This window comes from Paenibacillus sp. FSL K6-3182 (assembly GCF_037976325.1).
Taxonomy (GTDB): Bacteria; Bacillota; Bacilli; order Paenibacillales; family Paenibacillaceae; genus Pristimantibacillus.
The window spans coordinates 3,506,408-3,529,799 of record NZ_CP150265.1; the positions used below are offsets into that span (position 1 = coordinate 3,506,408).

General features: G+C 44.3%; 22 protein-coding genes. 19 read left to right on the forward strand and 3 right to left on the reverse strand.

Going from position 1 to position 23,392, the window contains the following annotated elements; all coding sequences use genetic code 11:
- Positions 1 to 40 precede the first annotated feature (40 nt).
- Positions 41 to 658, reverse strand: a complete 618-nt coding sequence (locus tag MHH56_RS15250; RefSeq protein WP_339209103.1) for a DedA family protein — start codon at positions 656 to 658, stop codon at positions 41 to 43.
- Between the two features lie 550 nt (positions 659 to 1,208).
- Between MHH56_RS15250 and MHH56_RS15255 the strand changes: the two genes are divergently transcribed.
- The 13 genes from MHH56_RS15255 to MHH56_RS15315 all read left to right on the forward strand — a co-directional run bounded on the left by MHH56_RS15255 (position 1,209) and on the right by MHH56_RS15315 (position 15,950).
- Positions 1,209 to 2,612 (forward strand): MDR family MFS transporter, encoded by a 1,404-nt coding sequence (locus MHH56_RS15255; protein ID WP_339209104.1) that lies wholly within the window; start codon positions 1,209 to 1,211, stop codon positions 2,610 to 2,612.
- 17 nt (positions 2,613 to 2,629) lie between these two features.
- Positions 2,630 to 3,574, forward strand: coding sequence for a serine hydrolase (locus MHH56_RS15260; RefSeq protein WP_339209106.1), 945 nt, complete (start codon positions 2,630 to 2,632; stop codon positions 3,572 to 3,574).
- 339 nt (positions 3,575 to 3,913) lie between these two features.
- Complete coding sequence (locus MHH56_RS15265) at positions 3,914 to 5,239, forward strand: 5'-deoxyadenosine deaminase (RefSeq protein WP_339209107.1); 1,326 nt, start codon at positions 3,914 to 3,916, stop codon at positions 5,237 to 5,239.
- A 74-nt stretch (positions 5,240 to 5,313) separates the two neighbouring features.
- Positions 5,314 to 6,420 carry an XdhC family protein gene (locus MHH56_RS15270; protein WP_339209109.1) on the forward strand — a complete coding sequence of 369 codons (1,107 nt, stop codon included), beginning with the start codon at positions 5,314 to 5,316 and terminating at the stop codon, positions 6,418 to 6,420.
- On the forward strand, positions 6,329 to 6,958 hold the full coding sequence (locus MHH56_RS15275) for a nucleotidyltransferase family protein (RefSeq protein ID WP_339209112.1): 630 nt from the start codon (positions 6,329 to 6,331) through the stop codon (positions 6,956 to 6,958). The genes MHH56_RS15270 and MHH56_RS15275 overlap by 92 nt, the downstream gene beginning before the upstream one ends.
- 123 nt (positions 6,959 to 7,081) lie before the next feature.
- Entirely contained in the window at positions 7,082 to 8,008 is a 927-nt protein-coding gene (locus MHH56_RS15280; RefSeq protein WP_339209113.1) for an FAD binding domain-containing protein, read from the forward strand.
- Between the two features lie 24 nt (positions 8,009 to 8,032).
- A complete protein-coding gene (pucD, locus tag MHH56_RS15285) occupies positions 8,033 to 10,309 on the forward strand; it encodes a xanthine dehydrogenase subunit D (RefSeq protein WP_339209603.1) in 2,277 nt (758 codons plus the stop codon).
- 6 nt (positions 10,310 to 10,315) lie between these two features.
- Entirely contained in the window at positions 10,316 to 10,816 is a 501-nt protein-coding gene (locus MHH56_RS15290; RefSeq protein ID WP_339209114.1) for a 2Fe-2S iron-sulfur cluster-binding protein, read from the forward strand.
- Entirely contained in the window at positions 10,813 to 11,355 is a 543-nt protein-coding gene (uraD, locus tag MHH56_RS15295) for a 2-oxo-4-hydroxy-4-carboxy-5-ureidoimidazoline decarboxylase (protein WP_339209115.1), read from the forward strand. Before MHH56_RS15290 ends, uraD begins: the two co-directional genes overlap by 4 nt.
- Before the next feature lie 17 nt (positions 11,356 to 11,372).
- The gene (gene pucL / locus MHH56_RS15300; protein WP_339209117.1) at positions 11,373 to 12,323 is read left to right on the forward strand and encodes a factor-independent urate hydroxylase; all 951 of its coding nucleotides are present in this window, start codon (positions 11,373 to 11,375) and stop codon (positions 12,321 to 12,323) included.
- 6 nt (positions 12,324 to 12,329) lie between these two features.
- Entirely contained in the window at positions 12,330 to 12,707 is a 378-nt protein-coding gene (gene uraH / locus MHH56_RS15305) for a hydroxyisourate hydrolase (RefSeq protein WP_339209119.1), read from the forward strand.
- A 67-nt stretch (positions 12,708 to 12,774) separates the two neighbouring features.
- A complete protein-coding gene (add, locus tag MHH56_RS15310; protein WP_339209120.1) occupies positions 12,775 to 13,836 on the forward strand; it encodes an adenosine deaminase in 1,062 nt (353 codons plus the stop codon).
- Between the two features lie 188 nt (positions 13,837 to 14,024).
- The gene (locus MHH56_RS15315) at positions 14,025 to 15,950 is read left to right on the forward strand and encodes an ABC transporter transmembrane domain-containing protein (protein ID WP_339209122.1); all 1,926 of its coding nucleotides are present in this window, start codon (positions 14,025 to 14,027) and stop codon (positions 15,948 to 15,950) included.
- 129 nt (positions 15,951 to 16,079) lie between these two features.
- Here MHH56_RS15315 and MHH56_RS15320 read toward each other — a convergent pair whose 3' ends face one another.
- Together MHH56_RS15320 and MHH56_RS15325 are read right to left on the reverse strand one after the other, a co-directional pair.
- Positions 16,080 to 17,369, reverse strand: coding sequence for a lytic polysaccharide monooxygenase (locus MHH56_RS15320; protein WP_339209604.1), 1,290 nt, complete (start codon positions 17,367 to 17,369; stop codon positions 16,080 to 16,082).
- A gap of 738 nt (positions 17,370 to 18,107) precedes the next feature.
- Positions 18,108 to 18,947: a phytanoyl-CoA dioxygenase family protein gene (locus MHH56_RS15325; protein ID WP_339209124.1), complete on the reverse strand. Its 840-nt coding sequence runs from the start codon at positions 18,945 to 18,947 to the stop codon at positions 18,108 to 18,110.
- Positions 18,948 to 19,079: 132 nt separating this feature from the next.
- On the opposite strand from MHH56_RS15325, the gene MHH56_RS15330 reads away from it, so the two are divergent.
- From MHH56_RS15330 to MHH56_RS15355, 6 genes are all read left to right on the forward strand, one after another.
- Positions 19,080 to 19,976, forward strand: coding sequence for an AraC family transcriptional regulator (locus MHH56_RS15330; protein WP_339209126.1), 897 nt, complete (start codon positions 19,080 to 19,082; stop codon positions 19,974 to 19,976).
- Positions 19,977 to 20,051: 75 nt separating this feature from the next.
- Positions 20,052 to 20,597, forward strand: coding sequence for a hypothetical protein (locus MHH56_RS15335; protein WP_339209127.1), 546 nt, complete (start codon positions 20,052 to 20,054; stop codon positions 20,595 to 20,597).
- A gap of 14 nt (positions 20,598 to 20,611) precedes the next feature.
- Entirely contained in the window at positions 20,612 to 20,887 is a 276-nt protein-coding gene (locus tag MHH56_RS15340) for a hypothetical protein (protein ID WP_339209129.1), read from the forward strand.
- A 173-nt stretch (positions 20,888 to 21,060) separates the two neighbouring features.
- On the forward strand, positions 21,061 to 21,777 hold the full coding sequence (locus tag MHH56_RS15345) for a class I SAM-dependent methyltransferase (RefSeq protein ID WP_339209130.1): 717 nt from the start codon (positions 21,061 to 21,063) through the stop codon (positions 21,775 to 21,777).
- A 38-nt stretch (positions 21,778 to 21,815) separates the two neighbouring features.
- A complete protein-coding gene (locus tag MHH56_RS15350; RefSeq protein ID WP_339209132.1) occupies positions 21,816 to 22,709 on the forward strand; it encodes a DinB family protein in 894 nt (297 codons plus the stop codon).
- A 69-nt stretch (positions 22,710 to 22,778) separates the two neighbouring features.
- Positions 22,779 to 23,369, forward strand: a complete 591-nt coding sequence (locus tag MHH56_RS15355; protein WP_339209134.1) for an AAA family ATPase — start codon at positions 22,779 to 22,781, stop codon at positions 23,367 to 23,369.
- The last annotated feature ends 23 nt before the right edge of the window (positions 23,370 to 23,392 follow it).

A 23,392-nucleotide genomic window follows, 5' to 3' on the forward strand; every position in this document is an offset into this window, starting at 1 on the left:
GAACCACCGCGGCTTGCGATGGTTCTTAAATCTGTAACGGCTACATTGGCCGTTCGATATGATCCTTTTGTTGTTTGCTTTTATAATATTTATAAATGATAAAACCAACAACGATAACAATGATGGCATAAATGACCCATATTAAGTATTTGTAAATATGATCAGAGAGGTCTTGCACTTGATCTCCCACGAACGTACCAATAATAAAGTAGATGAGTGTCCATACAAATGCGGATGGGTAAGCGAAGATTGCGAATCTTTTGTAAGGCATGCGATTCATCCCCATAACATAAGGCGTGACATGTCTTAAAAAAGGAAGACAAAGGCTAAGGCTGATGGCGTAGCCGCCGTACTTTTCACTTAACTGTTCGGATTTAGCGACAAATTTACTTATGTTTTTCTTCTGGCTGAACCAGTTGGACAACTTGCTTCCTGCAAATCTACCGATGCTGAATCCAAAGGTCATCGCGGAGCAAATACCAAGACACGTCATAATAAAAGCGGGTATCGGCGATAATACACCGGATTCAGCTAAGGCTCCGCCAGTCATCACGACTGCTTCGTTAGGTATGGGCAAACCGATTAAACCAAGACATAAAACGAGGAATAAAGCGAAATAACCAAAATCATCTATTATGTTCAATAATAAATCATACATTGAGCAACATCCTAACCTACCAAAAAATAGAATTTTTATTATTCCACTTCAAACATGTTAACATATCCGAATCCGAAAGGATACCATACATACGATTGGTGAGAGGAAAGGATTCAAATTTAACCATTTCGTAACTAATTGCTTTTCAGGAACAGTTACAATAGGGAATAGGTTTTATGTGTATGAAGGGGCGACTATTCTCATGCTGGATTTCCAAAAAAAGGTGGATGCGTTACGGCGATATGAATCGCTATGTTTTACGGTTTGCGTCACAATCTTAATAGAAGAACATGCTTCATATAAAACAGCTGAACAGGCTTTATGTCAGCTTTTTGGCGATCGTGAATTTTGGCGTACAGCTGAAGTTGATCGATCACAATATATATTGCGGGTTTGTACTAAATTATGCATGCAAAAGAAGGAGATTCGTTTATCGCGAACGTCTTGATTGAAATAAATACGTTGATATTTCATGCTTCCAGCGACCATAATAGAAAGGTCGTGTGAATATTTTTTTTATTTATCATGTTATTCACAGAAAGGATGAACAATGAACGCTAATCAGACTCGGAAAAAAGTAACCATTGCATTATTCGTCGCCACATTTCTTGCTGCCATCGAGGGGACGATCGTTAGTACAGCCATGCCTAGCATTACGGGAGAACTTCAAGGAATCCAGCAGTACAGCTGGATTATTTCGATCTATTTGCTCGCAACCGTTATTACTACTCCTGTTTACGGCAAGCTATCCGATCTTTACGGTCGAAAGAAAATTTTTATTATCGGTGCATTGATCTTTCTTGCAGGCTCCATGTTATCTGGTGTAGCGCAATCCATGAATCAGCTTATTATGTTTCGTGCTTTGCAAGGACTCGGAGCAGGTGCGCTCACGACGATACCTTATACGATCATTGGAGATTTATATCCCTATGAACAGCGTGCGAAGGTACAGGGCTGGATGTCAAGCATATGGGGGATAGCGGGTATTTCAGGCCCATTGTTTGGCGGTCTGTTGGTCGATTACATATCCTGGCGGGCAATCTTCTATATGAATTTGCCGTTTGGAATCGTTGCTATTTATTTGCTCTCCACTTCACTGCGGGAGACATTGGAGAAGAAAAAGAGACATATTGATTATCCTGGCATCATTACCTTTACTATCGCTATGTTTAACTTCTTATATGCGATGACGCTAATTCGCGATGCCGATGGTGGCAACGGCGGAAAACTAACGATTAGCGTATTATTTGGTGTAGCTGTACTATTTTTCGTCATTTTTGCTCGTATCGAAAAACGTTCTCCAGAACCGATCATTCCATTCCAGCTATTTCGGAATCCGATTATTAGCATGGCGAATCTTAGCAGTTTCTTATTGTGTGTGATCAATGTCGTCATAATATTTTATTTGCCTTTATGGATTCAAGGCGTTTACGGCAAACCAGCTACCTATTCTGGACTTGCCATGATTCCATTATCCGTAGCATGGCCGCTGGGCTCAATATTAGCAGGAAACTGGATAGCCAAAAAAGGATTGCGCTTTATTAGTGTGGCGGGCTCTTGCTTCTTGTTCGTCAGCAGTATTGGTTTCGCTTTTATGACAGCTTCAACATCCATTGTATTATTTATCATTTATACGTTTTTGGCGGGACTTTCGTTTGGCCTTTCTCTTACATCCATAACGGTAGCCGTATCTTCAGCTGTTGGCTGGGAGCTTCGTGGATCTGCTGTGGCCAGCAACAATTTCATTCGTACACTCGGCCAGACCATTGGGATTACTGTGTTTGGTTTGCTGCTTCATACCGGTCAAGCTGATCTAATTGAAGCAACGGTTCTTGCAGGAAGCTTGCATACGATATTCATATGGGTAGCGGTATTATCTGTTTTTGTTGTATTTGTATCAATTGGCATGCCTAAGATTAAGCAGCCTGAACAGCAGCAAAGAAATGCTTCTTAGAAAGGTCGATTAAACAGATGAATCCTATAGATTTGGAAGCAAGTAACAAGCTGTTAGCCGAATGGAAAATGAAATCTGTTATCGTGCTTCAAGGACAAAAGCTGCTTGGCGAATGGTATGAGAGCGGACAGGATTCAATCGGTCCGCTCTATTCTTGTACAAAAAGCGTCTTATCCGCGTTGATTGGAATCGCGATTGATAAACATTTTCTGAAGAGTGTGGACGAGCCCATTACGAATTATTTGGAGCATCCGCCGGAAATAAGCGAAGCGCTCAGCCAAATCTCAATCAAGCATTTGCTTACCATGACGCCTGGGTTTGATTGGCCTGACTTTGACAAGCCATATAAAGCCTTGAAAGCAGCGAAAGATCCCATACAATTCGTATTTAATCAGCCACTGATTTCTGAACCTGGAACGGCTTTTGCTTACAATTCGGGAGGTTCTCATCTGTTGTCTGCGATATTGACTTCAGCGACTGGGATGCCTGCTCTTTCGTTTGCCAAAGATTATTTGTTTGGTCCGCTTGGCTTTCGCAGTGCGAGATGGATGGAACGGGCAGGTATTAATGAAGGCGGAACCGGGCTTCAACTGTATGGCAGAGATCTTGCGAAGATAGGCAGTTTATTTGTAGGTAGTGGACATTTTGATAACGAGCCGCTGCTGTCAGCTTCATGGATAACAGAATCGACGCAGCTCCATCATCGCGGATTGATGCAGTATGAACCACCGATATATGGCGGCTATGGCTATCACTGGTGGTATTCGCCGGAGAGTCACAACGGCCAATGCGATTGTTATTTTGCTTTTGGCCATGGCGGTCAATATTTGCTCATCGCGCCAGAGCATGAGCTTGTGATCGTCGTTCGAAAACAAATAACGAAACGAAATGAGGCAATATGGTCAAGACGCCTTATATTTGAACATATTATTCCGTCTTGTTTAGGAACAAATAAACAATAAAAGGTATGTGAATAAATCAAAAGCCGCTCCAAACGCGATTTTTTCGTGTTTGGAGCGGCTTTTGTTCTTTTTGCTGAATTGAATTTTTTCGATGGAACATTAATGTCACATTAATGTTAAGTAGTTCCGATATTTCATAGTGAAGCATATAAATATTTAAATAAACGTATTGCCTAACGATCAATTCTGCATTATTATGTTAGATAACCTTACACAAAGAAAGTGAATGACTGCATTGTCTTTCTGTTTGTAGGATGACGGTGATGCTGTAATTAATAAAGGCAGAATATTTGGTGAATTTAACATACTAGCACTTGAGGCATGAGGGGGATTTTTTGAATGACAACTATACTTATTCGGAACGCAGTAGTTATGACTATGAACCACGACAATCAGATTTTCACAGGTGATGTCTTAATAGAGGGAAGCCGAATTGCCCAAATGGGCGAACGGTTGGAGACACAGAATGTTGATCGTGTTATTGAAGCAGGCGGAAAAGTGCTGCTGCCCGGGTTTGTACAAACGCATATCCATTTATGCCAAACGCTGTTTCGAGGGAGGGCTGATGATTTATCGCTCATTGAATGGTTGAAGGAAAAGATTTGGCCGCTTGAGGCTGCTCATAGTGAGGATTCTGTTTACTACTCAGCCATGCTCGGGATTGGTGAACTGATTCGCAGCGGTACAACGACAATTTTGGATATGGAGACGGTTCATTATACAGAATCGGCTTTCCAAGCCATTAAAGAAAGCGGCATTCGAGCTCTCTCTGGAAAAGTGATGATGGATCATGGTACGGAGGTGCCGCTTGCTCTGCAGGAAAATACTCAAAAATCGCTGCAGGACAGCGTGGATCTTCTCGAAAAATGGCATGGTGCTGAAAATGGGAGAATTCAATATGCCTTTTGCCCTCGTTTTGTTGTTTCTTGCACCGAGGAATTGCTTATTGGGGTTCGTGACTTGTCTGCCAAGTATGGCGTAATGGTGCACACGCATGCATCGGAAAACCAGGGCGAAATTGCAATGGTTGAGGCGGAACGCGGAATGAGAAATGTCGTCTATCTCGATCATATTGGACTTGCGAAGCCGAATCTCATTTTGGCACATAGCATTTGGTTAGATGAAGAGGAAAAAAGAATTATACGGGAGAGGGGAGTCAAGATTACTCATTGTCCGGGCTCTAATATGAAACTTGCGTCAGGCATTGCAGAAATTCCGCATCTTCTTGAGCAAGGGATTGATATTGGCATTGGTGCGGATGGCGCGCCTTGCAACAATAATTTGGATATGTTTCAGGAGATGCGCTTAACCGCTTATATGCAAAAGGTGAAGCATGGTCCTACGATTATGAATGCAAAAACGGTGCTGCGGATGGCGACGATGGGCGGAGCGAAGGTGCTTGGCTTAGAAAATGAGATTGGCAGTATTGAGACTGGGAAACTCGCAGATTTGCAGCTGCTTGATTTGGAGGATTTCCATGTGTATCCATCATTTGATGCAGATTGGTATTCAAGAGTTGTGTATGCGGCGACAAGAGGCGATGTTGATACCGTTCTTATTGATGGGCAAGTGGTCATGGAAAACAAGATCGTGAGAACGGTTGATAAAAAAGTTGTCTTAAAGGAAGCGGATCGCTCACTCAAAAAATTGATCGCTCGATTGTAGCTGATAGGTTGAAGGCTAAGCTGATGATTACGCTGCGAGGGCTAAATGCGCTAATGCTAATGGAGGGATAGCGGATGGATATGCATGATGTATTGGAATCGTTGAAGGCAAGCGACGAGCCGAGTGTGCTCGCTACCATTGTATGTGTTGAGGGTCATTCCTATCGTAAGACCGGAGCGTCAATGTTGTTCAGCTTCAGCGGTGATCAGATTGGATCGGTTAGCCCTGGCTGCTTGGAGCAAGATTTGTTGGAAAGGGCGGCGGGTGTATGGGATTCCGGTCAATTCATTTGTATCGATTATAATATGAAGCCTGAAGAGGATGCTATATGGGGTGAGAGTGTGGGCTGCGGCGGTGAGATTCGCATGTTGCTGGAGCCTGTGGACGGACGATTGCGGGCGATTTTGCTTGAAGCGAAAGCAAAAAATGATGCCGGTATTTCCGTTAAGCTAATGCGAAGCTGGGATGAAAAAGAAATCAGCTACGCTCTTATTGATAACCTTGGCGATCACTCACTGGTGGACTATGAAGATGAACTGAACAACAATTCCAATCAAATGACGATCGTAATTACGCCTAGACCTCGTTTGGTGTTATTCGGGCTAGGAAAAGACGCGGAAGCTATCTATTCGTTAGCGATACAAATTGGCTTTCGTGTTATAGCAGTTGATTGGCGGCCGGCGTTATGTACGAAGGAAAGGTTTCCAAACGCCGAATGTGTGATTGGATCTCCCGTACAAATTATGGAGCAGGTGCAACTCCGTCCAGATGATTATTTAATCGTATGCAGCCATAATTTGTCTCAGGATAAGGACATGATTAGGCTTGCATTGCCTCTAAAACTTGTTTACATCGGCGTTCTTGGTTCAAAGAAGCGGATACGGATGCTGTTTGAGACCTTTCTCATTCCATCCAATGTACACGCTCCGATAGGCCTCTCCATTCATGCAGATGGACCGTATGAAATAGCTGTCAGTGTTGCGGCTGAATTAATTGCCATACGTGCAGCAAGGAAAGGGAGCCAGCGACAGGAGGGGAGCAAACATGCGAATATCAGCCCTTTATTTAGCAGCAGGACAGAGCAAACGCATGGGAGTTCGAAAGCAATCGCTCGAGCTGTCGAAGAACAAGCCGCTGGCACGGATGGGGCTGCTGGCTCTGTTGTCCAGCGATCTTCATGAGATCAAGGTTGTTGTTAATCCCGAAGATTCAAATGATTGGATCCAGGCAGAGGATAGTGCTGTAAGTGCTGCTCATCATTTTCAGTCTAGCGGTGTCACTGTGATTGAATGTGCGGATGCGCAGAAGGGAATGTCCTATTCGATCCGCTGCGGCCTTGAAGCACTCTTGAGAGAGGAAGCTGCGCTTGATGCAGTTGTGGTTGTACTCGCTGATCAACCCTTTATTACTTCCGGAATGATTAATAGGCTTATCCGCTGCTGGAGCGAGCGTCCGGACCTCGATTTTGTCGCAACCGCAGTGCATGAAGCGAATGAAGGGGAAATTGTTCTAATGCCTCCGGCGATATTATCCCGCTCCATGTTCGATTCATTATTTCAGTTAAGGGGCGATGCTGGAGCTCGTAAACTGTTCGAATCATCTGAATTTCAAGGCTATGGGCTGCTGGCGTTAGATCGTGAGACATTATTTGACGTAGATACGCCAGCTGATTTTGCTTTAGCTAAAAAAAGATATTTGGGTTTGTCTAAAGAGTGCTAAAGATACCTTTTTTTAGCAGATCACTTCGGGCCAAACAAATGGTGCGCAGGCTTGCAATGACCATGTTTGGAGCGAGGGTACGCACTTATTTAGATGCAAACGGATCGGGGGAGTAATGTGAACATGAATGCTCAGGAGATCATGTCATCTCCTCTTGTATGGCATCCTCAGACGGCCGCAGAGGCATGGCTGCTTAAACAAAGCTATGGGTTTGATGGATTATATATTTCAGGTGGAACCTTGCTTCGAACGCAGTGGGAATCTGGTGTTTCCGCTATCCCGAAACATTTGATCAATTTGAGTGCTATTCGTGGATTAAACGAGGTTAAAATCGGCGAATCAGGCGTCATTATTGGCGGCCAAGTGACTTTGCAGGCTTGTCGGACGAATGCATTCCTGCAGCGTAATTTTCCACTAGTCACCGATGCTGTACGCGCAATAGCAGCGCCGTCCATAAGGCATTTAGCAACGATTGCCGGCAATGTTTCTTCCTTAATTGGTGACGCTATTCCCGCTCTCCTTGCCTATGATGCTGAAGTGAATTGGTACAACGGTGTAATAGAGCAGCGCGTTCCTTTATCCAGCTATTTGCTTCTAGCAAACGATAGGGCCCAAGGATGTGAGCGATTGCTCCTCAGCATCGTCCTGCCTTTCACACGATTAAAGGAAGAGAGCACGGCGTGTGGGGATGAAGAGGAAAATACCATTTCGAAAATCAAGCATTTTGGCGCCTACCATAAAGTAGGACGTCGTGAAGCATTTACTCCTTCTATTGTAACTGCAGCCATATTAGGCGCGATTTCGTCCGCTGGCGTGCTCATAGAACTAAGAATCGCGCTTGGAGGAGGACAAAAGCTTCCGCAAAGACTAGAACGATTAGAAGCAGAAATCGTAGGAGCGGTTGTAGATCATCAGCTTCTTCAGCAAGCCTATGATTGTATTTTGCAAGAGTACGAACCTAGGGAAGATTTATTCGCATCATCGTCGTATAGGAAGATTACAGCAGCTAACGTCATCGCAGCGGAGCTTTGGCAGGCAGCTAGAGATTGAGGAATGACAGGAAGGAGTGAGCGTATGCTCTTAAACCGCACAAGCAGCGGAGGTAGATGGCGAATCCGTCCTGATGGTCCAGGTAAAGTAACAGGCAGTCTGGCTTATTTAACCGATATGACTAGGGAGCATATGCTTTATGGCCTTGTTCTACGAAGTGAATATCCTCATGCGCGTATTCTGTCCATTCATACAGATAAAGCCAAGCGACTAACCGGCGTCCACGCCGTGCTTACCTTTGAAGATGTCCCTGGATTAAATGCTTTTGGCATTGCGCATCCTGACCAGCCTGTTTTATGCGAGGATCGGGTGAGATATGTGGGTGATGCAATAGCCACAGTAGCTGCTGAATCCCTTGCCATTGCACAAAGAGCTATTGCACTTATCGAAGTTGAATATGAAGTTTTGCAGGTAGTGGATGATCCTGAGCACGCGCTGCGGGATGATGCACCTCTGCTTCATCCAAAAGGCAATGCGATGCACCGGGCATCCTTTCATAGAGGGAACGCTGAAGCTGGATTCGAGCAATGTGCTTATATCATAGAGGAAACCTATTACACGCCGCGCCAAATGCACACCTATATGGAAACGGAAGGCGGCTTGTTCGTGCCGGAGGCGAATCATCGGTTAACCGTATATTCACCAACGCAGCACGGCTTTATGGATCGTATGCAATTATCACGTATTTTAGCTGTACCACAAGAGGATATTCGGATCGTATCCAGCCCCATTGGAGGTTCATTTGGCGGAAAGGACGAGTTGAATGTGCAGCCTTATGGGGCACTGCTCGCCACTTACACAGGAAAACCAGTCAAGATGCATAATTCGAGGCAGGAATCGGTTCGTGCTGGCTTAAAGCGGCATCCGATGAAAATTACGATGAAAACGGGCACTGACGCAGCAGGGAGATTAATCGCCCACCAAGTCAGACTTATTTCTGATACGGGTCCCTATTCAACGCTTGGAGCCGAGGTGCTTAATTTTGCTGTAGAGCATGTAATTGGCCCTTATAAATACGATCATTTGGACGTTGAAGGCGTATCGGTATTTACGAACAATGGTATGTCGGGTGAATTCCGTGGTTTTGGCGGCAATCAAGCTATCTTCGCACTTGAGGGGCAATTGGATCGACTGGCTGAGCAGGTTGGCTTAGAGCCTTGGGCATTTCGTCAATTAAATATGCGCCAAATGGACGATCTCGGGCCATTTGATCAACCGATCGTGATGACGGAAGGTGCCGAGCGAGTATGGAGTGCTATAGCAAAGAGCCCATTGATGCAGGAAAAGCTGCAAAACAAGTCACGAAGCAAAGATGGCGCAGAACCTTGGGTGAAAACGGGCATCGGAGCAGCTTTTACGATGCATGGCGCAGGACTTGGGGTTGGTATTCCTGACCCTGCAGGCGGTCGCTTAGAACTTGCGAAAGACGGGAAGATTGAAGCTGTATTCGGCTATGAGGAGTTTGGGCAAGGTCTCATTGCATCGCTGGAGCAGATGCTCATCGAGCAGTTCAAGTTAGGAGCAGATGATTTGCGGATCATTATCGGCGATACCGATGTCGTGCCAAACAGTGGTTCAACAACGGCTTCGCGTGCAACAGCAATGATGTGGAAATCACTTCAAAAGTTAAAGCAGCCATTTACAGAGCAGTTGCTAAAACGAGCTGAAGCAGCGTTAGGACAGCCAGCTCAGGAGCTGCAATTGGGTGAAGGCGGCATAAGAGAGACGTTGAGTAACGCACTGCTGCTTACCTACCATGAGCTTGCCGAAGAATGCGATTTCCCTATTCGCTGTGAAACTTCGTTTTCATTTCCAACCTCATCTACAGAACGAGTAGGCGCACATTTTATGTATACCTATTCGGCCGTAGTTGTAAAGGTTGAGATTAATACGCTGACAGGGCGAGTTAAGGTACTGCAGCAGTATCATGCGGTAGCGGCAGGACCTGTCATAAATCCACAAGGCTTCCTTGGTCAAATCGAAGGAGGCAGCAGTATGGCTCTTGGTTTTACACTTATGGAAGATGCGATTATGGAAAAAGGTCAATATATTACGCGAAATTTGGATACGTATCTTGTTCCAACGATCATCGACCAAAAAGGGTTAGTAGAAGTGGAAGCCATTGAGCATTTGCCTGAGGGGGATGATTATGGGCCACGCGGTATTGGCGAGGTCGGATCGGTCACTCTAGCACCAGCTATCGCAGCTGCTATAAGGCAAGCTTGCGGGAAATGGGTGACTAAACTGCCGGTAGACCCTGCTTTTTTGCAAGAAAAGCCATTTTTTCTTATGAAGGGGTGAACGGAGATGAGCGATCTTACTGCAAAAGCCCAAACACCGTTTGCACTCCAATGCTTCATTAATGAACAGGAGCTTAAGATTGAAACGGCAGCTTCCACCAGATTGCTGAGCATATTGCGTGATGACTTGGCGCTTACGGGGACGAAGCGATCATGTGATATCGGCAGGTGCGGTGCATGTATGGTATTGATTGACGGCCAGGCGGTCAATTCTTGTTTAACGATGGCTTATCAATGCACCAGCAAGCGGATTACGACGATAGAAGGTTTTTCGTCAGAGGGGATCGACCCGATTGGGCAAGCCTTTCTAGAGGAAGGCGGCTTTCAATGCGGCTATTGCACACCGGGAATGATCGTTTCCGTAAAAGCGCTGCTCGACCACCAGCCAGAGCCGTCAGACGAAGAAATTGCAGAAGCCTTGTCAGGTAATTTGTGTCGCTGTACTGGATATGGCGGAATATGGAGAGCTGTGAAGCGAGCCATTGAAGGGAGGCGTCAAGCGATATGAGAGATGGGCATGAGATCGATTCACGAGGGGTACTGGAAATGAAAATAAATATGGATCAAATCAATGCATGCACCCGCGAGCAGTTCATAACATGGCTTGGAACGATATTTGAGCATTCGCCTTGGGTGGCGGCTTCGGCAAGTGCAGCGCGTCCGTTTGCTTCGGTCGAAGCGCTTCATGACGCGATGATGAACGTTGTGCGGGAATCAAGAGTAGAGACGATTATTGATTTGTTTCGCGCCCATCCCGATCTTGGAACAAGGCTTGCGGTTGCCGAGTATTCCGCGATAGAGCAGCAAGGTGCTGGTTTGGATCAATTGACGGCAGATGAATACGAGCTCTTCCTCGGATTAAATCAAACGTATGTAAAATCTTTTGGGTTTCCCTTTATTTTCGCAGTAAGAGGAAAAAAGAAAGAGGATATACTCGCAGCGATGGAAGCTAGATTATGGCACTCTGCTGCTGAAGAAATAGAGCAAGCATTGCGAGAAATTGAGAAAATTTCCGGATTTCGTTTAAGAGATCTCATCATGGAGTAGAGAAAGGAACGATCATTATGCTAAAATTACGCAGCGGACGAACATTATATTATGGCAAAGGCGATGTGCTGAGCTACCGGACATACGCAATACCGCTTTCTGTAAAATCGATCCCTCAATCAACGTATACGGGTGATCCTAATATTATTTTTGCTCATAACATAACCTTCTCCGTGAGCAGCGAGGTGCTGCTTACCTCCTTTACGGAGGGTGACAATGCGCATGTCGTAGCTACTGACTCGATGAAAAATTTTATATTACGGCAAACTGCTCATTATGAAGGAAGTACAACAGAGGGACTGCTAGCTTTCATAAGCGAGCGATTTATGGAGCGTTATTCGCATATAGATGCGATTGAGATTCGCGCGGATCGGCTGCCTTTTAACTCCGTCACGATTGCCGAAGGCAGCGGCTGGAACGATAGCGAGCTTGTGTTTCGAAGATCGCACAACGAGCATGCGAGCGCTTCGCAAAAATGGATACGTACAGCTAATAGCTTGCAACTCGCTGAGCAAGAAAGTGCTTTGTCCCATATTCAGCTAATTAAGGTGAGGGGCAGCTCGTTTTATGGATTCGTTCGCGATGAATATACAACTTTGCCTGAAAGCTATGATCGTCCTTTATTTATTTTCCTTCATATCTTTTGGACTTATGAGCATGAAGAGGATGCATTGGACAGTCGGCGCGGAAATTATGTTCCATCCGAGCAGATTCATGATTTAGCCCACACGTTGTTCCATCTTGCAAACTCACCTTCCATTCAGTATTTAATCTATCAAATTGGAAAAAGCATTCTTACTACCTTCCCGCAGCTGTCTGAGGTTCGATTCGAGTCGAACAATCGGACATGGGAAACGGTAATGGAGCCTGAGCATCCCACAGCAGCAGGCGTGTTCACTGAACCACGTCCGCCTTATGGCTTCCAAGGATTCACTCTTACAAGAGCTGACCTGATTGAGGGAGAGTGATCCAGTTTGAACGGGAAAGTTACGACGCATGTTCTTGATCTCGCTGGAGGCAAACCGGTTGTTGGCATAACCATAGAGCTATGGTATTTGGGTAAGGAGAGCGCGGAAGCTGCAAACCAGCCTAGGCTCATTGGTTCTTATCAGACGAATGAAGATGGACGCGTTGATGAGCCATTGCTTCTGGGTGAAAGTATGGAGTGCGGAACCTATGAGATCGTTTTTGATGCAGGAGAATTTTTTCGGCGATCGGAACATTTGTCGGCGATAGAAGTGAGCATATTTGATAAAATTCCGATTAGGTTCCGAATTCGCGATAAAAACTCGCATTATCACGTGCCATTATTAGTTGCTCCTGGCGGCTACAGCACCTATCGCGGAAGCTAGCCCAATCTGCGTTCATGTATACAAACAATCAGGATAGTGTATGAATATACCGAAAGGGGATTTGACGATGGCGTTAATGAATGAAAAAACTGCAGCTATGACAACGTTATTGTCGCAGCTGCCAAAGGTTGATTTGCATGTGCATTTGGATGGGAGCGTAAAGCCGGAGACCATTAGGGAGCTCGCTATAGAGCAAGGGAATCCTTTACAAATAGACTCGGAAACGGAGCTTCTGTCTCATATGCAGGTTGGAGAAACTTGCGAGAGCTTAAAGGAGTATTTGGACAAGTTTGGTTTTGTATTGCCATACTTGCAAACGGGATCAGCGTTAGAGAGAGTTGCTTATGAGCTTGTTGAGCAGGCTGCAATCGATAAGGTAAGCTACATTGAGGTTCGCTTTGCTCCTCAGCTGCATCGCACACAAGGATTAACCATTCAGGATGTCATCCAGCATGTGATAAATGGCTTAAAGCGCGGTGAGCAAGCATTTGGCACGGTAGCTAGAGCCATCATTATTTGTATGAGGCATCATTCCTATGCGCTCAATAAGGACGTTGTTGAAGAAGCAGCGCGATTTTATAATAAAGGAGTCGTTGCCGTCGATTTGGCTGGTGACGAGGCAGGATTTCCCGCTAAGCTGTTCCTTCAGCTCTTTGAAGGGGCACAGCAGCTGGGGCTGCCGATTACGATCCACGCGGGAGAAGCGGCAGGTGCGGAAAACGTGCGAGTCGCTGTTACGGGCTTAGGTGCTGTACGTATCGGCCACGGCATTCGAATGCAGGAAGACCCGGAGGTCGTTGCTCTCGTGAGGGAACGGCAAATACCTTTGGAGATGTGCCCGCTCAGCAACATCCAGACAAAAGCTGTTCCAAGCTGGGACGCGTATCCGATCCGCCGTTATTTGGAGGATGGGATCATTGTTACAGTAAATACCGACAACCGAACGGTTTCGAATACGACGATTCAGAAGGAATACGAGCAGCTGGCTGAGCATTGCGGCTTAACGATGAATGATATCGCCAAAATCGTGCTAAACGGCGCTAAGGCTGCTTTCTTAGAGGAAGCAGAGAAACAATTATTGATTGCTAAGCTGGAAAATGAATGGGCAGCAAAAGGATTTAAGGTTTAACAAAATATAAGGTAAAAGGCTTCACGTCAGATTTTGACGTGGAGCCTTTGTTTTTGCCCCTAAATCCTTGAATTTATTGAAAATGTTTCATCTGTGCTTTGACAGATAGACATTACTCCCAATCGCAACCATTTTCTGCTATATCCTGTGCACCTTGGACTTTGTAATCCCTTACATCATGAACTAAGATGGAAAAAGTTATTAATTGTGTTTCGGGAGGGATTCACATTAGTCCAGTTAAACGATATTTACTATGGGCAAAACCTTATTGGTGGTCGATAGGACTTATCATTTTGTTAGGTATGGTTCAATTCGTTGCACCTCTATCAACACCCATCTACACGCAAATTTTGCTCGACGATGTACTTGCAGGCAAAGGGGACTGGGGGCTTTATCAAATTGTAGGCATCATGGCTATTATTTTATTTTTTGGTGTTATTGTCAGCTTTTTAAGAAATTATTTCTCAGCGATGCTTGGCAATCGGATGATGAAGGATCTTCGCGAGCAGCTGTATCATCATCTGCAAAAAATGCCTGTCAGCTTCTATGATCAGAGGCAAGTAGGAGGAATATCCTCTAGAGTCATTCATGACATCGGAGGGGCACAAAACTTGATTGGCGGGGGCATCATTAACCTTGTTCTCGATTTGTTTATGGTGCTTTTTGCGGGGTTTCTATTATTTCGGATGAATGTATACTTAGCATCGCTTTCACTTATTATTTTGCCTTTTTATTACTTGTCATTTACGAACATGAATGTGCATATTCGGCTTGCATGGCGTTCCGTTCATCGGCAGATGGAGCGAATCTCAGGCACTCTTGTCGAGCGTATGGCGGGAATACGGATCGTGCAAGCATTCAATGGTGAAAGACAGGAGCGGGCCCGGTTTGGCAAGCAGACAAAGCAGCATTATAACCATACGGTGTACGCTCATTTATTCTCAAATGTGCTTGGCAGGCTTAGTGAATCGTTTGCCCATATCGGCGGCATTATCATTTGGCTCGGCGGAGGCAGCTTAGTGCTTGCAGGTAAAATGACAGCAGGTGAAATCATCGCTTTTCAATTGCTGCTTGGCAATCTTTATGGACCGATACAGCGATTCGCAGATGTTAATGTCACCATTCAAAACTCGATTACAAATATCGAACGAGTGTTTGAAATGCTGGATGAGAAACCTTCGATTAAGGAGTCAGAAGATGCGCTTCCTATGCCAACGTGTGATGGGCATGTCGTTTTCGTTAATGTTACCTATAACTATAAAACGAGAAATATAATACCTGCACAAACCGTTAACGGTACTGAAGACACGGATATTATCGAACGCGAGAAGGCGACTAAACGCTTTTATTGGAAACCAACGAATGTACATCCATTCCCGCCGGAAGTCACGATTGAAGAAAGACAGGGCATAAAGGACATTACGTTTGAAGCGCGCTCCGGCGAAGTGATTGCGCTTGTGGGGCCAAGCGGCGCAGGCAAATCGACTTTAATCAACCTTATTCCGCGATTTTATGAGCCTGTAGAGGGTACGGTATTTATTGACGGCGTCGATGTGCGTGATTACAATTTGGATGATTTGCGAAAGCATATTGCATTGGTTTTACAGGAAAACATTCTTTTCTCCGGCACGATCAGGGATAATCTGGTTTATGGTCGACCCGATGCTACGGATGACGAGGTTGTCGCAGCTGCAAAATCAGCAAATGCCCATGATTTCATTATCGCGTTTAAGGACGGTTATGAAGCTGTCATCGGCGAACGAGGCATGCGATTGTCGGGCGGACAAAAGCAAAGGCTGGCCATTGCGAGAGCGATTTTGAAGGATCCCAAAATATTAATTTTGGACGAAGCGACATCTGCTCTTGATTCCGAGTCGGAAGCTATGGTCACAGAAGCGCTTGAACGCCTCATGGTTGGACGGACAACATTTGTCATTGCGCATCGTTTAGCTACTGTTGTTCGCGCCAATCAGATATTGGTTATCGATGATGGAGAAATTGTACAAAGAGGAAGCCATCGCACGCTGCTTCGGGAAGGCGGGCTTTATCGCAAATTGTATGAACAGCAATTGAAGGCCATGAAGCCTGAAGAGATGACAGGATTGGCGCAATAAAGAACAAAAGAAGAGGCTGTCCTTCAAGGTCTAGATCTACATTGACCTTGAGGGACAGCCTTTTTTGTTACGAGGCATTTATTGTACTCATTCGAGGTTTGAAACCCAATTGGCTCAGAGAAGCCTGAATTATTTCAAAAGCCATAGCGAAGGAACATTAGAAGGTTCCCAGCCTACAAGCGAGGTATGAGATTGACGACACTCGTATGTGGAGCCATTGTACGAAACAAGTGTACCTGTTGTGTATGCTGTATTTGCAGCCCAAGGTGCAGCCGTTGAAGCGGCAGCCGTTGTTCCAGTAACCGTGCTTGCAGCGGAAACATTGCCGGCAGCATCGATCGCTTGAACATTAAATGTATAAGCTGTGCTTGCGCTAAGTCCTGTAACCGTGTAGAAAGTAGCAGTGCCGGCTACTGTTGTAACTAACGTTGATCCGTTATAAATGCGGTAGCCTGATACTCCTACATTATCAGTCGACGGGTTCCACATAAGCATTAAGCTGCTGGATGTTGGCGCACCCATTACATGAAGGGCGCCTGGTGCAGTTGGCGCTTGTGTATCATTGCCGACTGGAGCGTTCGTTGTAACTGACAGCGAGTTGCTTGCACTGGATTCATTGCCAGCATTGTCGATGGCCTTGACGCTGAATGTGTAAGCTGTATTCGCAGCTAATCCCGTTACATTGTAAGCAAGAGTTGTTCCGGAAACGGAACCAGTTAAAGTGCTGCCGTTATATATCCGGTATCCGGTAACGCTTACATTGTCCGTCGAGGCATTCCATGCCAAGGACACGCTGTTCGTTGTTTTCGCTGTAGTCGTTAAAGCGGAGGGTGCTGTAGGTGCTTGCGTATCAACAGGATTGCTGCCGCTGAAGTTTGCATCAATGACATTGTAGAAAGCGTTCGGTGTGTCAGCGACTTCCCAAACCGCCATAATGATATGATATCCGCTGCGTTCAGGTACGTTGCAGCTGTTCGAATAGGAGAATGGAGGCTGCGTGCCGCCATAATTTACAGAACAGAATGGCGTTAAATCAAAGGAGTCCCGAGTTAGCGCAGCATTTGGATTCCAATTTGGTTTCGTTATATAGTATTTCCAGCTAGCTGTTGCATGATTAGCAGTCAGCTTCCAAGTAAATGTATTTGGACCGGAAGACATATTCACTTTCGACCAGCGAGTAGCGGATTGCTCATCAAGTTTAGGGAAAGCGCCATTAGCGCTAGCTATTTTACCGTCAGCAGGACCTGCTGCGGGGAAACCCTTAGGTGCTTCAAGGCTTTGAGGCTCATAAACGATTGGACCACAATCGGTATTTTGACCAGATTTACAAAGTGCAGCACGGCTGGCAGGCCCTTCAACATAACCATGTGCAAAAAGCTGTTGCGAGAATAGCGTTAATCCTAGAGCAGTAATAAGCATAATGCCAATGTAAGTACGCAGATTTTTTACCTTAAGATGTGATAAACGAATAGTTGACAATGCAGTAGCCTCCTTCAAATTTGGGGAAGATGGAATTGCCGTCACGTCTAAGAGCTGGAATGACCAACGCTTATTCGTTTCGTGTTGCATTTGAGCAAACGTGCGGGAACAAACCTCCTGTTCGTAGAGATTGTATATATAAACTCCAAAGAGTTCATATCCAGTTTAGTTTGTGTATTCTGCGCTGTTCAAAAGGGCAATTGGCTCTAGATTGATGAATGGTTAAATCATTTTAGGAGGTCATTACGGGTGTTTAGGGGGGACAAATGTATAATGTGTTTGTCGCTGAACTCAGTGTACTACATTTTCGCGACAATTATGAGTGTATTTTGGAGCATTTAATCAAACTTTTGATTGAATATCACAAATAAAGGATTAAAACGATTATAAAATGACGCTTATGCCGCATGGATAAAGGCTTTTTTGATGAATGGTGAAAGGTATTATTATCTTTTTTACATTGATTTTGGAAGATATTATAGGACTTTGGATAGGAGAAAAATCTCTTTTTACTGAAAAACCCAGCAAAGACAGCCATATTGCAAAAAAAGTGGTTTGACTATGAATAGTATTTAATTAGCTTACATATAGAAAAGCATAAAAAAAGCGAATTTTCATTCCTAATAGAATGGAAATTCGCCTTTATCGCTTTAGATATATTTTTTAATTATCAGTAGATTATTTAGTTGCAGCAGCTGCGCTGTAAACTACAGGGAAGTGCTCGCCTGATAAAATATCTCCCTCATTAACCGTTACATAAGGCACCATGGGATGATTGCTTGTTGGCGAATAGATGGTGTGGCCAGGCATGTAATGAACAGCGATTGCTCTACGTTTAAGCTCGGAACGGTTATGCGGGCTGCCATGCCAAGTGAGGCTGTGATGGTAGCCGACCTGCCCTTTCTTTATCTCGAACGGTACAGCTTCAACGACTGCGCCTTCAGGCAGCAATTCGGGCTTGCGATGAAAAGGCATAAAGTCAGGCGTACTTGCAAGATATTTCTGGTGATCGCCCCATCTATGACTGCCGGGTACCATCCACATGCAGCCGTTTTCGATGACTGCATCGTCAAGGGCAACCCATGCACTGACGAGGTCAGCTGGCTGAATAACCGGCCACAGCGGATGATCCTGATGCCATGGCGTCGGTCCACCCGTTACTGGTGGTTTATACTGGATCTGATCATGCCAGACACGAAGGGTATCGGTTTTGCATAATTGTGCGATTTCTTCGCAAATAACCGAATGTCCGGCATGTTGCAAATAAGCATCGCTAGCCATCCATATATTTACGATTTGGACTACCTTTTCACTGACGCTCATCTTCATGCCTTTGTATAAGGAGTCAGCTTCTTCCTCACGCATATTATGGTTAAGAATGGGTTTCTTGACCGCTTTTCCTTCCATAACCAAATCTAGTTCCTCGCGTAAACGTTCAACCTCAGCAACGTTTAAGACCACATCGCCTTTCAAAAAACCATTTTTCTCGAATTCAGCTAACTGTGCAGCATTCAACATACTCTTGCACCTCTCCTCAAGCTTGATTATGATTGTTGATAACCTAATCATAATGAAAGCGTGAAGCATTGTATTTTCCTAAAACAATGAATCATTTGTGTTTTTCTTATCATGTGGAGAAAAGGAGCGCATATGTCTACTATCGAGCTTGAGAAAATAGCGCCAACAGTCAACTTCGCCGTTAGACAAACGGCGGAAGCAGGGGAGAATTGGGGAGTTCGAGTCATTCCCGACTGCCAAATCATGAACGTCATTACGGGCTGTGCCGAGCTATATATCAATAATCAGACCTATACGATCGGACCTGGAGAATGCGTGTACTACGGTTCTGATTGTCAGTCCTATTTGAAAGCAACGGAGAAAACGGACTTTTACAGCATTCATTTCAGTTGGCAGCATGATTCTCCAGAGCCTGTGCATCCTGGACTTGGCATTCGGTTTTTCAATTCATGGCCGCCACAGGGAATATCTAACAACCCGGTACTTGTGTGCGGGACGGCAAGCCAGCTTCTTATGCCCACATTGTTTGAAGTGCCTGGGCTGGAAGCGATATGGACGCGTATGGTTAAGGAGTATAAAGGGGAGCAGCCGGGGTATACCATGGCACTGCGTGCCTTAATGATACAAGCAATCATGGTTATGTATCGGCATATGCTGGAAGGCAGTTTGTCTGCTAATGCTAATCATAAAATAGAACCTGCTATTCAAGCGATGCAGCTGCAGCCCGATTACAACTGGTCGGTAGCGGAGCTTGCTGCATTATGCGGTTATCATCCTATCCATTTCTCTAAATTGTTTAAGGAAGAAGCGGGTCTTACACCGAAGCATTTTATTATTAGAGAACGGATTAAGAGAGCGAAGCTGGCTCTTCTTCTAGGGGAGAAGATGGAGTCGCTTTCGATAAGGCTCGGATTCAAAAGCATTCATTATTTCAGCCATCAATTTAAGGAAGTAACAGGGCTTACGCCGTCTCAATTTCGCATGCTTGGACAAACGAAGAAAACAATAAATGATAAGAAGCAAGAATGAGGTATCGAAAACATTGTATAGTTGCTATACTAGTTGGACATTTGTTTATAGGTATAATTTGAAGGTGGAGATAGAATGGTAGACACGAATAGTCGTGCACAAGAGTTATTCACTGCCTACTACGGCAATTATTTTCAGATGCATCGCGCGGGAGAACTAGAGGAGTACAAGTCCTACGAGATTGCAAAAGAAACGGAAACGGCATGGTTCGATGTTATGATTGCCAAAAACGCCAGTGAGCTGTCGATTAGAAACTGGGACGCTGTTCTTGAGCTGCTGTCGATCGCCAAAAACAATCCAGATCCAATAATAGTAGAGCATGTTATGGCTTTCGCTAATCGTCACGTCAAGTCGTCCGATAGTATCGTAAAGCTGATGTATGCTGAAAATATGATCGAAATAATTAAACTAGTTAGAAGTAAAGCGAGTACCGAGCTGCTTCATCAAGCATATAAATCAGCCGCTCAGCTTCTGGATGATGTTATGTCGAGTGCGTTGATCATCGATCCGGGTCATGATTTAAAATCGTTAAACCTAAAGGACAAAAAGTCCTTGAATCATAGAGCAGCAATAAATATTGAGATGATAAAAGAAATGCTTGCTGAGGATCAACAAGCTTAATTTTGGAGGTAGATATGAAAAAGACTAACAGGCTCGCTGCCATCGGAATGATCCTATTGCTCTTGTTTGCATTAGCGATATGGAATTCTTACTCGAATGTAACAGGAGCACAGGTGAAAGTGATTGAGGTTCATGAAACAGCCATCAAAATTCAGGACTTGAGCGGGCAGCAAGACATGATTCAAATTCCTAAAGGCATCTATAAATTAATTGAAGTGGATCATGATTATTATATTAAATATGAACACCGAAAATGGGAAAGACCTACGCTCGTTTCCATTGAGCCATAATAAATCTAAAGGGATTGCTCGGCGCGAGTCAGCAATTCCTTTTTTTTTATTTACCCATTAATTATGCGATACCTGTGTAAAATTTTGTTGCTTCCACCTCATCGTTATGTCAGGATTTAAGTAGACCTATCAATATTACCCAGTACGCCACATAAAAGAGAGAGGGTTTTTTTATGGATGAGAGGGTAGCGAGAATTAGAGAGGAAGAGAAAAAATATCACGAAGCCTGCTATGATGATTATAAATTGTTTGAGGAAGGCTCGTGGCTGCATAAGCCTGTGCTGACGGTTATGAAAAATCTTGACTTACTTGATCAATCAGGCCCACGATCTGTTCTTGATTTAGGCTGCGGAGTAGGTAGAAATAGCATACCGATAGCGAAGGTATTGCAAGAACATCATATTCAGGGACAAGTGGTATGCGTGGATCTCTTGGAGTCAGCCCTGCGTAAGCTAATGAGTTATGGCGAGCAATTTGGAGTGCATCATTTACTAAAGCCGGTTGCAAGCGATATAGGCAATTTTACAATTTCAGAGAAAGAATATGATTATATTGTAGCAGTATCCTCGCTGGAGCATGTGAATACTGAAGCGATGCTGCATCATACACTGCATCATATGACTGCGGGTACAAAAGATAATGGAATCAATTGTATCATCATAAACACCAATATTCGCGAAACAGATATACGAAGCGGTGAAAGCCTAGAAGTTCTTATTGAAGTAAATATGGAAACACAAGCGATGGAGCATTTGTTAAGCAAAGCATATACGAGCTGGGAAGTCATTGACCACCACGTCAAACAGCTGGAATTTGCAATCGTTAGAAATGAAAGGGATATTTTGCTGAGCAGTGATTGCATCACTTTTGTCGTCCGAAAGATAGGATAAGTTTGTACGTTGACAACAACATTGAGGGGGTTGAGCATATGAATCTTAAACCGATGAGGTCCATCTACACGGGTCTTCTGGCAAGCTTTGTACTTGTTTTGAATGCCATTATTCAATTTATAAACATTTATTTGAATGATGGTCCTGAAGCTCTAGGATTCTTTTTCTTTCTTGTAACATTTGTTATGATTGTTTTTTTTATAGTATACGTCGTGGATGTATTCAACAAAAACTACCAAATCATCCATGCCAAAATGGTTAGCAAGCATAAAAATATTATTTATGTTTTAAACGAAAACGGCAAAGTGAAACGAATTAGAGTCATCTATCCTGAAATTTTAAATGAGTTAGTTCCTGGGCAGCAGCTCGAAATCACATTGTCATCGACTCTATCAATACCGCTTCATATTGTTACAGTTGGCAAATCTAATGAAGGATATTTACATAACCATTTTGTGAAGTGTTTCCAACATATCGCGTGGGCGAATGCTCAAGTTATTATGGTGTTGAAATCGAGTGATCTTCCTATGGAGAAGCCATTAAGCTTGCTTAGTCATGTTCTTGCTGCCGAGAAGGTATGGCTAACCCGTATTAATGGAGAAGATAGTGCAGGGATGGCGATTTGGCCGACCCACACCTTAGAGCAATGTGAACGTTTCGCTGAGCAAAATAAAGCGGATTATGAAATTTTGTTCTCCAAGCTGGTTGAATCGGACTATGGGAATGAAAGTTACTACTCAGACAGTAAAGGAAATCCATTTACTACAAAAATAAGCGATATCCTTACACAGGTTGTTTTGCATGGCAGCTACCACCGCGGACAAATCGCTTTATTGCTTAGGCAAGCTGGAGCTGAACCGATACTTACAGATTATATTATCTATGAGCGACAGGCAGCTTTAATAGAAAAAAGTATGCCAATTTCGAAATAGAAGTTGAATATGACGAAGCGAATCGTTAGTATAGAACAATGATATGACAATGATGTCGAGGTGACAGTCATGATTATATGGATTAATGGCGCATTTGGCGCTGGGAAGACACAAACTGCGTATGAACTGCATAAAAGAGCGGAACATTCATTTGTATACGATCCAGAGAATGTTGGTTATTTTATTCGTAAAAATACGCCGCGTTCAACTCATACAAGTGATTTTCAACAAAATCCAATGTGGCGTGACTTTAATTATGCGATGCTAAAGCATCTCGATGAAACCTATGATGGCATCATAATCGTACCGATGACAGTCGTAAATCCGCAATATTTTGAGGAGATCATTGGTCGCTTGCGGGGAGATGGAGTGGAAATTAATCACTATGCTCTGTGTGCAACGGAAGAGACTTTAATGAAACGGCTTCGGGGCAGAGGCGAGCGGAAAAACTCTTGGCCGATACAGCAAATAAAGAGATGTGTGGCAGCTCTTTCGGATGAAAGGTTTGGTCACCATCTGCAAACGGATCATTCGTCCATCATGGATAATGTGGAGCATATTGCTTCGCTTTCGAATATTCAATTGCTGCCGGACCAAAGAAGCTCGTTAAAAAGATCGTTTGACCACGTGATCACGCAGGTGAAGCACATTCGATTTTAAGAAAAAGAACTTAGGAAACTGGG

Coding starts and splice junctions, on each gene's coding strand:
- pucD (WP_339209603.1), top strand. CDS start 8,033: ATGCTCTTAAACCGCACAAGCAGCGGAGGTAGATGGCGAATCCGTCCT.
- MHH56_RS15280 (WP_339209113.1), top strand. CDS start 7,082: ATGAATGCTCAGGAGATCATGTCATCTCCTCTTGTATGGCATCCTCAG.
- MHH56_RS15320 (WP_339209604.1), bottom strand. CDS start 17,369: ATGCTTATTACTGCTCTAGGATTAACGCTATTCTCGCAACAGCTTTTT.
- MHH56_RS15315 (WP_339209122.1), top strand. CDS start 14,025: ATGGAAAAAGTTATTAATTGTGTTTCGGGAGGGATTCACATTAGTCCA.
- MHH56_RS15350 (WP_339209132.1), top strand. CDS start 21,816: ATGAATCTTAAACCGATGAGGTCCATCTACACGGGTCTTCTGGCAAGC.
- pucL (WP_339209117.1), top strand. CDS start 11,373: ATGCTAAAATTACGCAGCGGACGAACATTATATTATGGCAAAGGCGAT.
- MHH56_RS15270 (WP_339209109.1), top strand. CDS start 5,314: ATGGATATGCATGATGTATTGGAATCGTTGAAGGCAAGCGACGAGCCG.
- MHH56_RS15330 (WP_339209126.1), top strand. CDS start 19,080: ATGTCTACTATCGAGCTTGAGAAAATAGCGCCAACAGTCAACTTCGCC.
- MHH56_RS15335 (WP_339209127.1), top strand. CDS start 20,052: ATGGTAGACACGAATAGTCGTGCACAAGAGTTATTCACTGCCTACTAC.
- uraD (WP_339209115.1), top strand. CDS start 10,813: ATGAGAGATGGGCATGAGATCGATTCACGAGGGGTACTGGAAATGAAA.
- MHH56_RS15260 (WP_339209106.1), top strand. CDS start 2,630: ATGAATCCTATAGATTTGGAAGCAAGTAACAAGCTGTTAGCCGAATGG.
- MHH56_RS15265 (WP_339209107.1), top strand. CDS start 3,914: ATGACAACTATACTTATTCGGAACGCAGTAGTTATGACTATGAACCAC.
- MHH56_RS15340 (WP_339209129.1), top strand. CDS start 20,612: ATGAAAAAGACTAACAGGCTCGCTGCCATCGGAATGATCCTATTGCTC.
- MHH56_RS15255 (WP_339209104.1), top strand. CDS start 1,209: ATGAACGCTAATCAGACTCGGAAAAAAGTAACCATTGCATTATTCGTC.
- MHH56_RS15250 (WP_339209103.1), bottom strand. CDS start 658: ATGTATGATTTATTATTGAACATAATAGATGATTTTGGTTATTTCGCT.
- MHH56_RS15290 (WP_339209114.1), top strand. CDS start 10,316: ATGAGCGATCTTACTGCAAAAGCCCAAACACCGTTTGCACTCCAATGC.
- MHH56_RS15355 (WP_339209134.1), top strand. CDS start 22,779: ATGATTATATGGATTAATGGCGCATTTGGCGCTGGGAAGACACAAACT.
- MHH56_RS15325 (WP_339209124.1), bottom strand. CDS start 18,947: ATGTTGAATGCTGCACAGTTAGCTGAATTCGAGAAAAATGGTTTTTTG.
- add (WP_339209120.1), top strand. CDS start 12,775: ATGGCGTTAATGAATGAAAAAACTGCAGCTATGACAACGTTATTGTCG.
- MHH56_RS15275 (WP_339209112.1), top strand. CDS start 6,329: ATGGGAGTTCGAAAGCAATCGCTCGAGCTGTCGAAGAACAAGCCGCTG.
- MHH56_RS15345 (WP_339209130.1), top strand. CDS start 21,061: ATGGATGAGAGGGTAGCGAGAATTAGAGAGGAAGAGAAAAAATATCAC.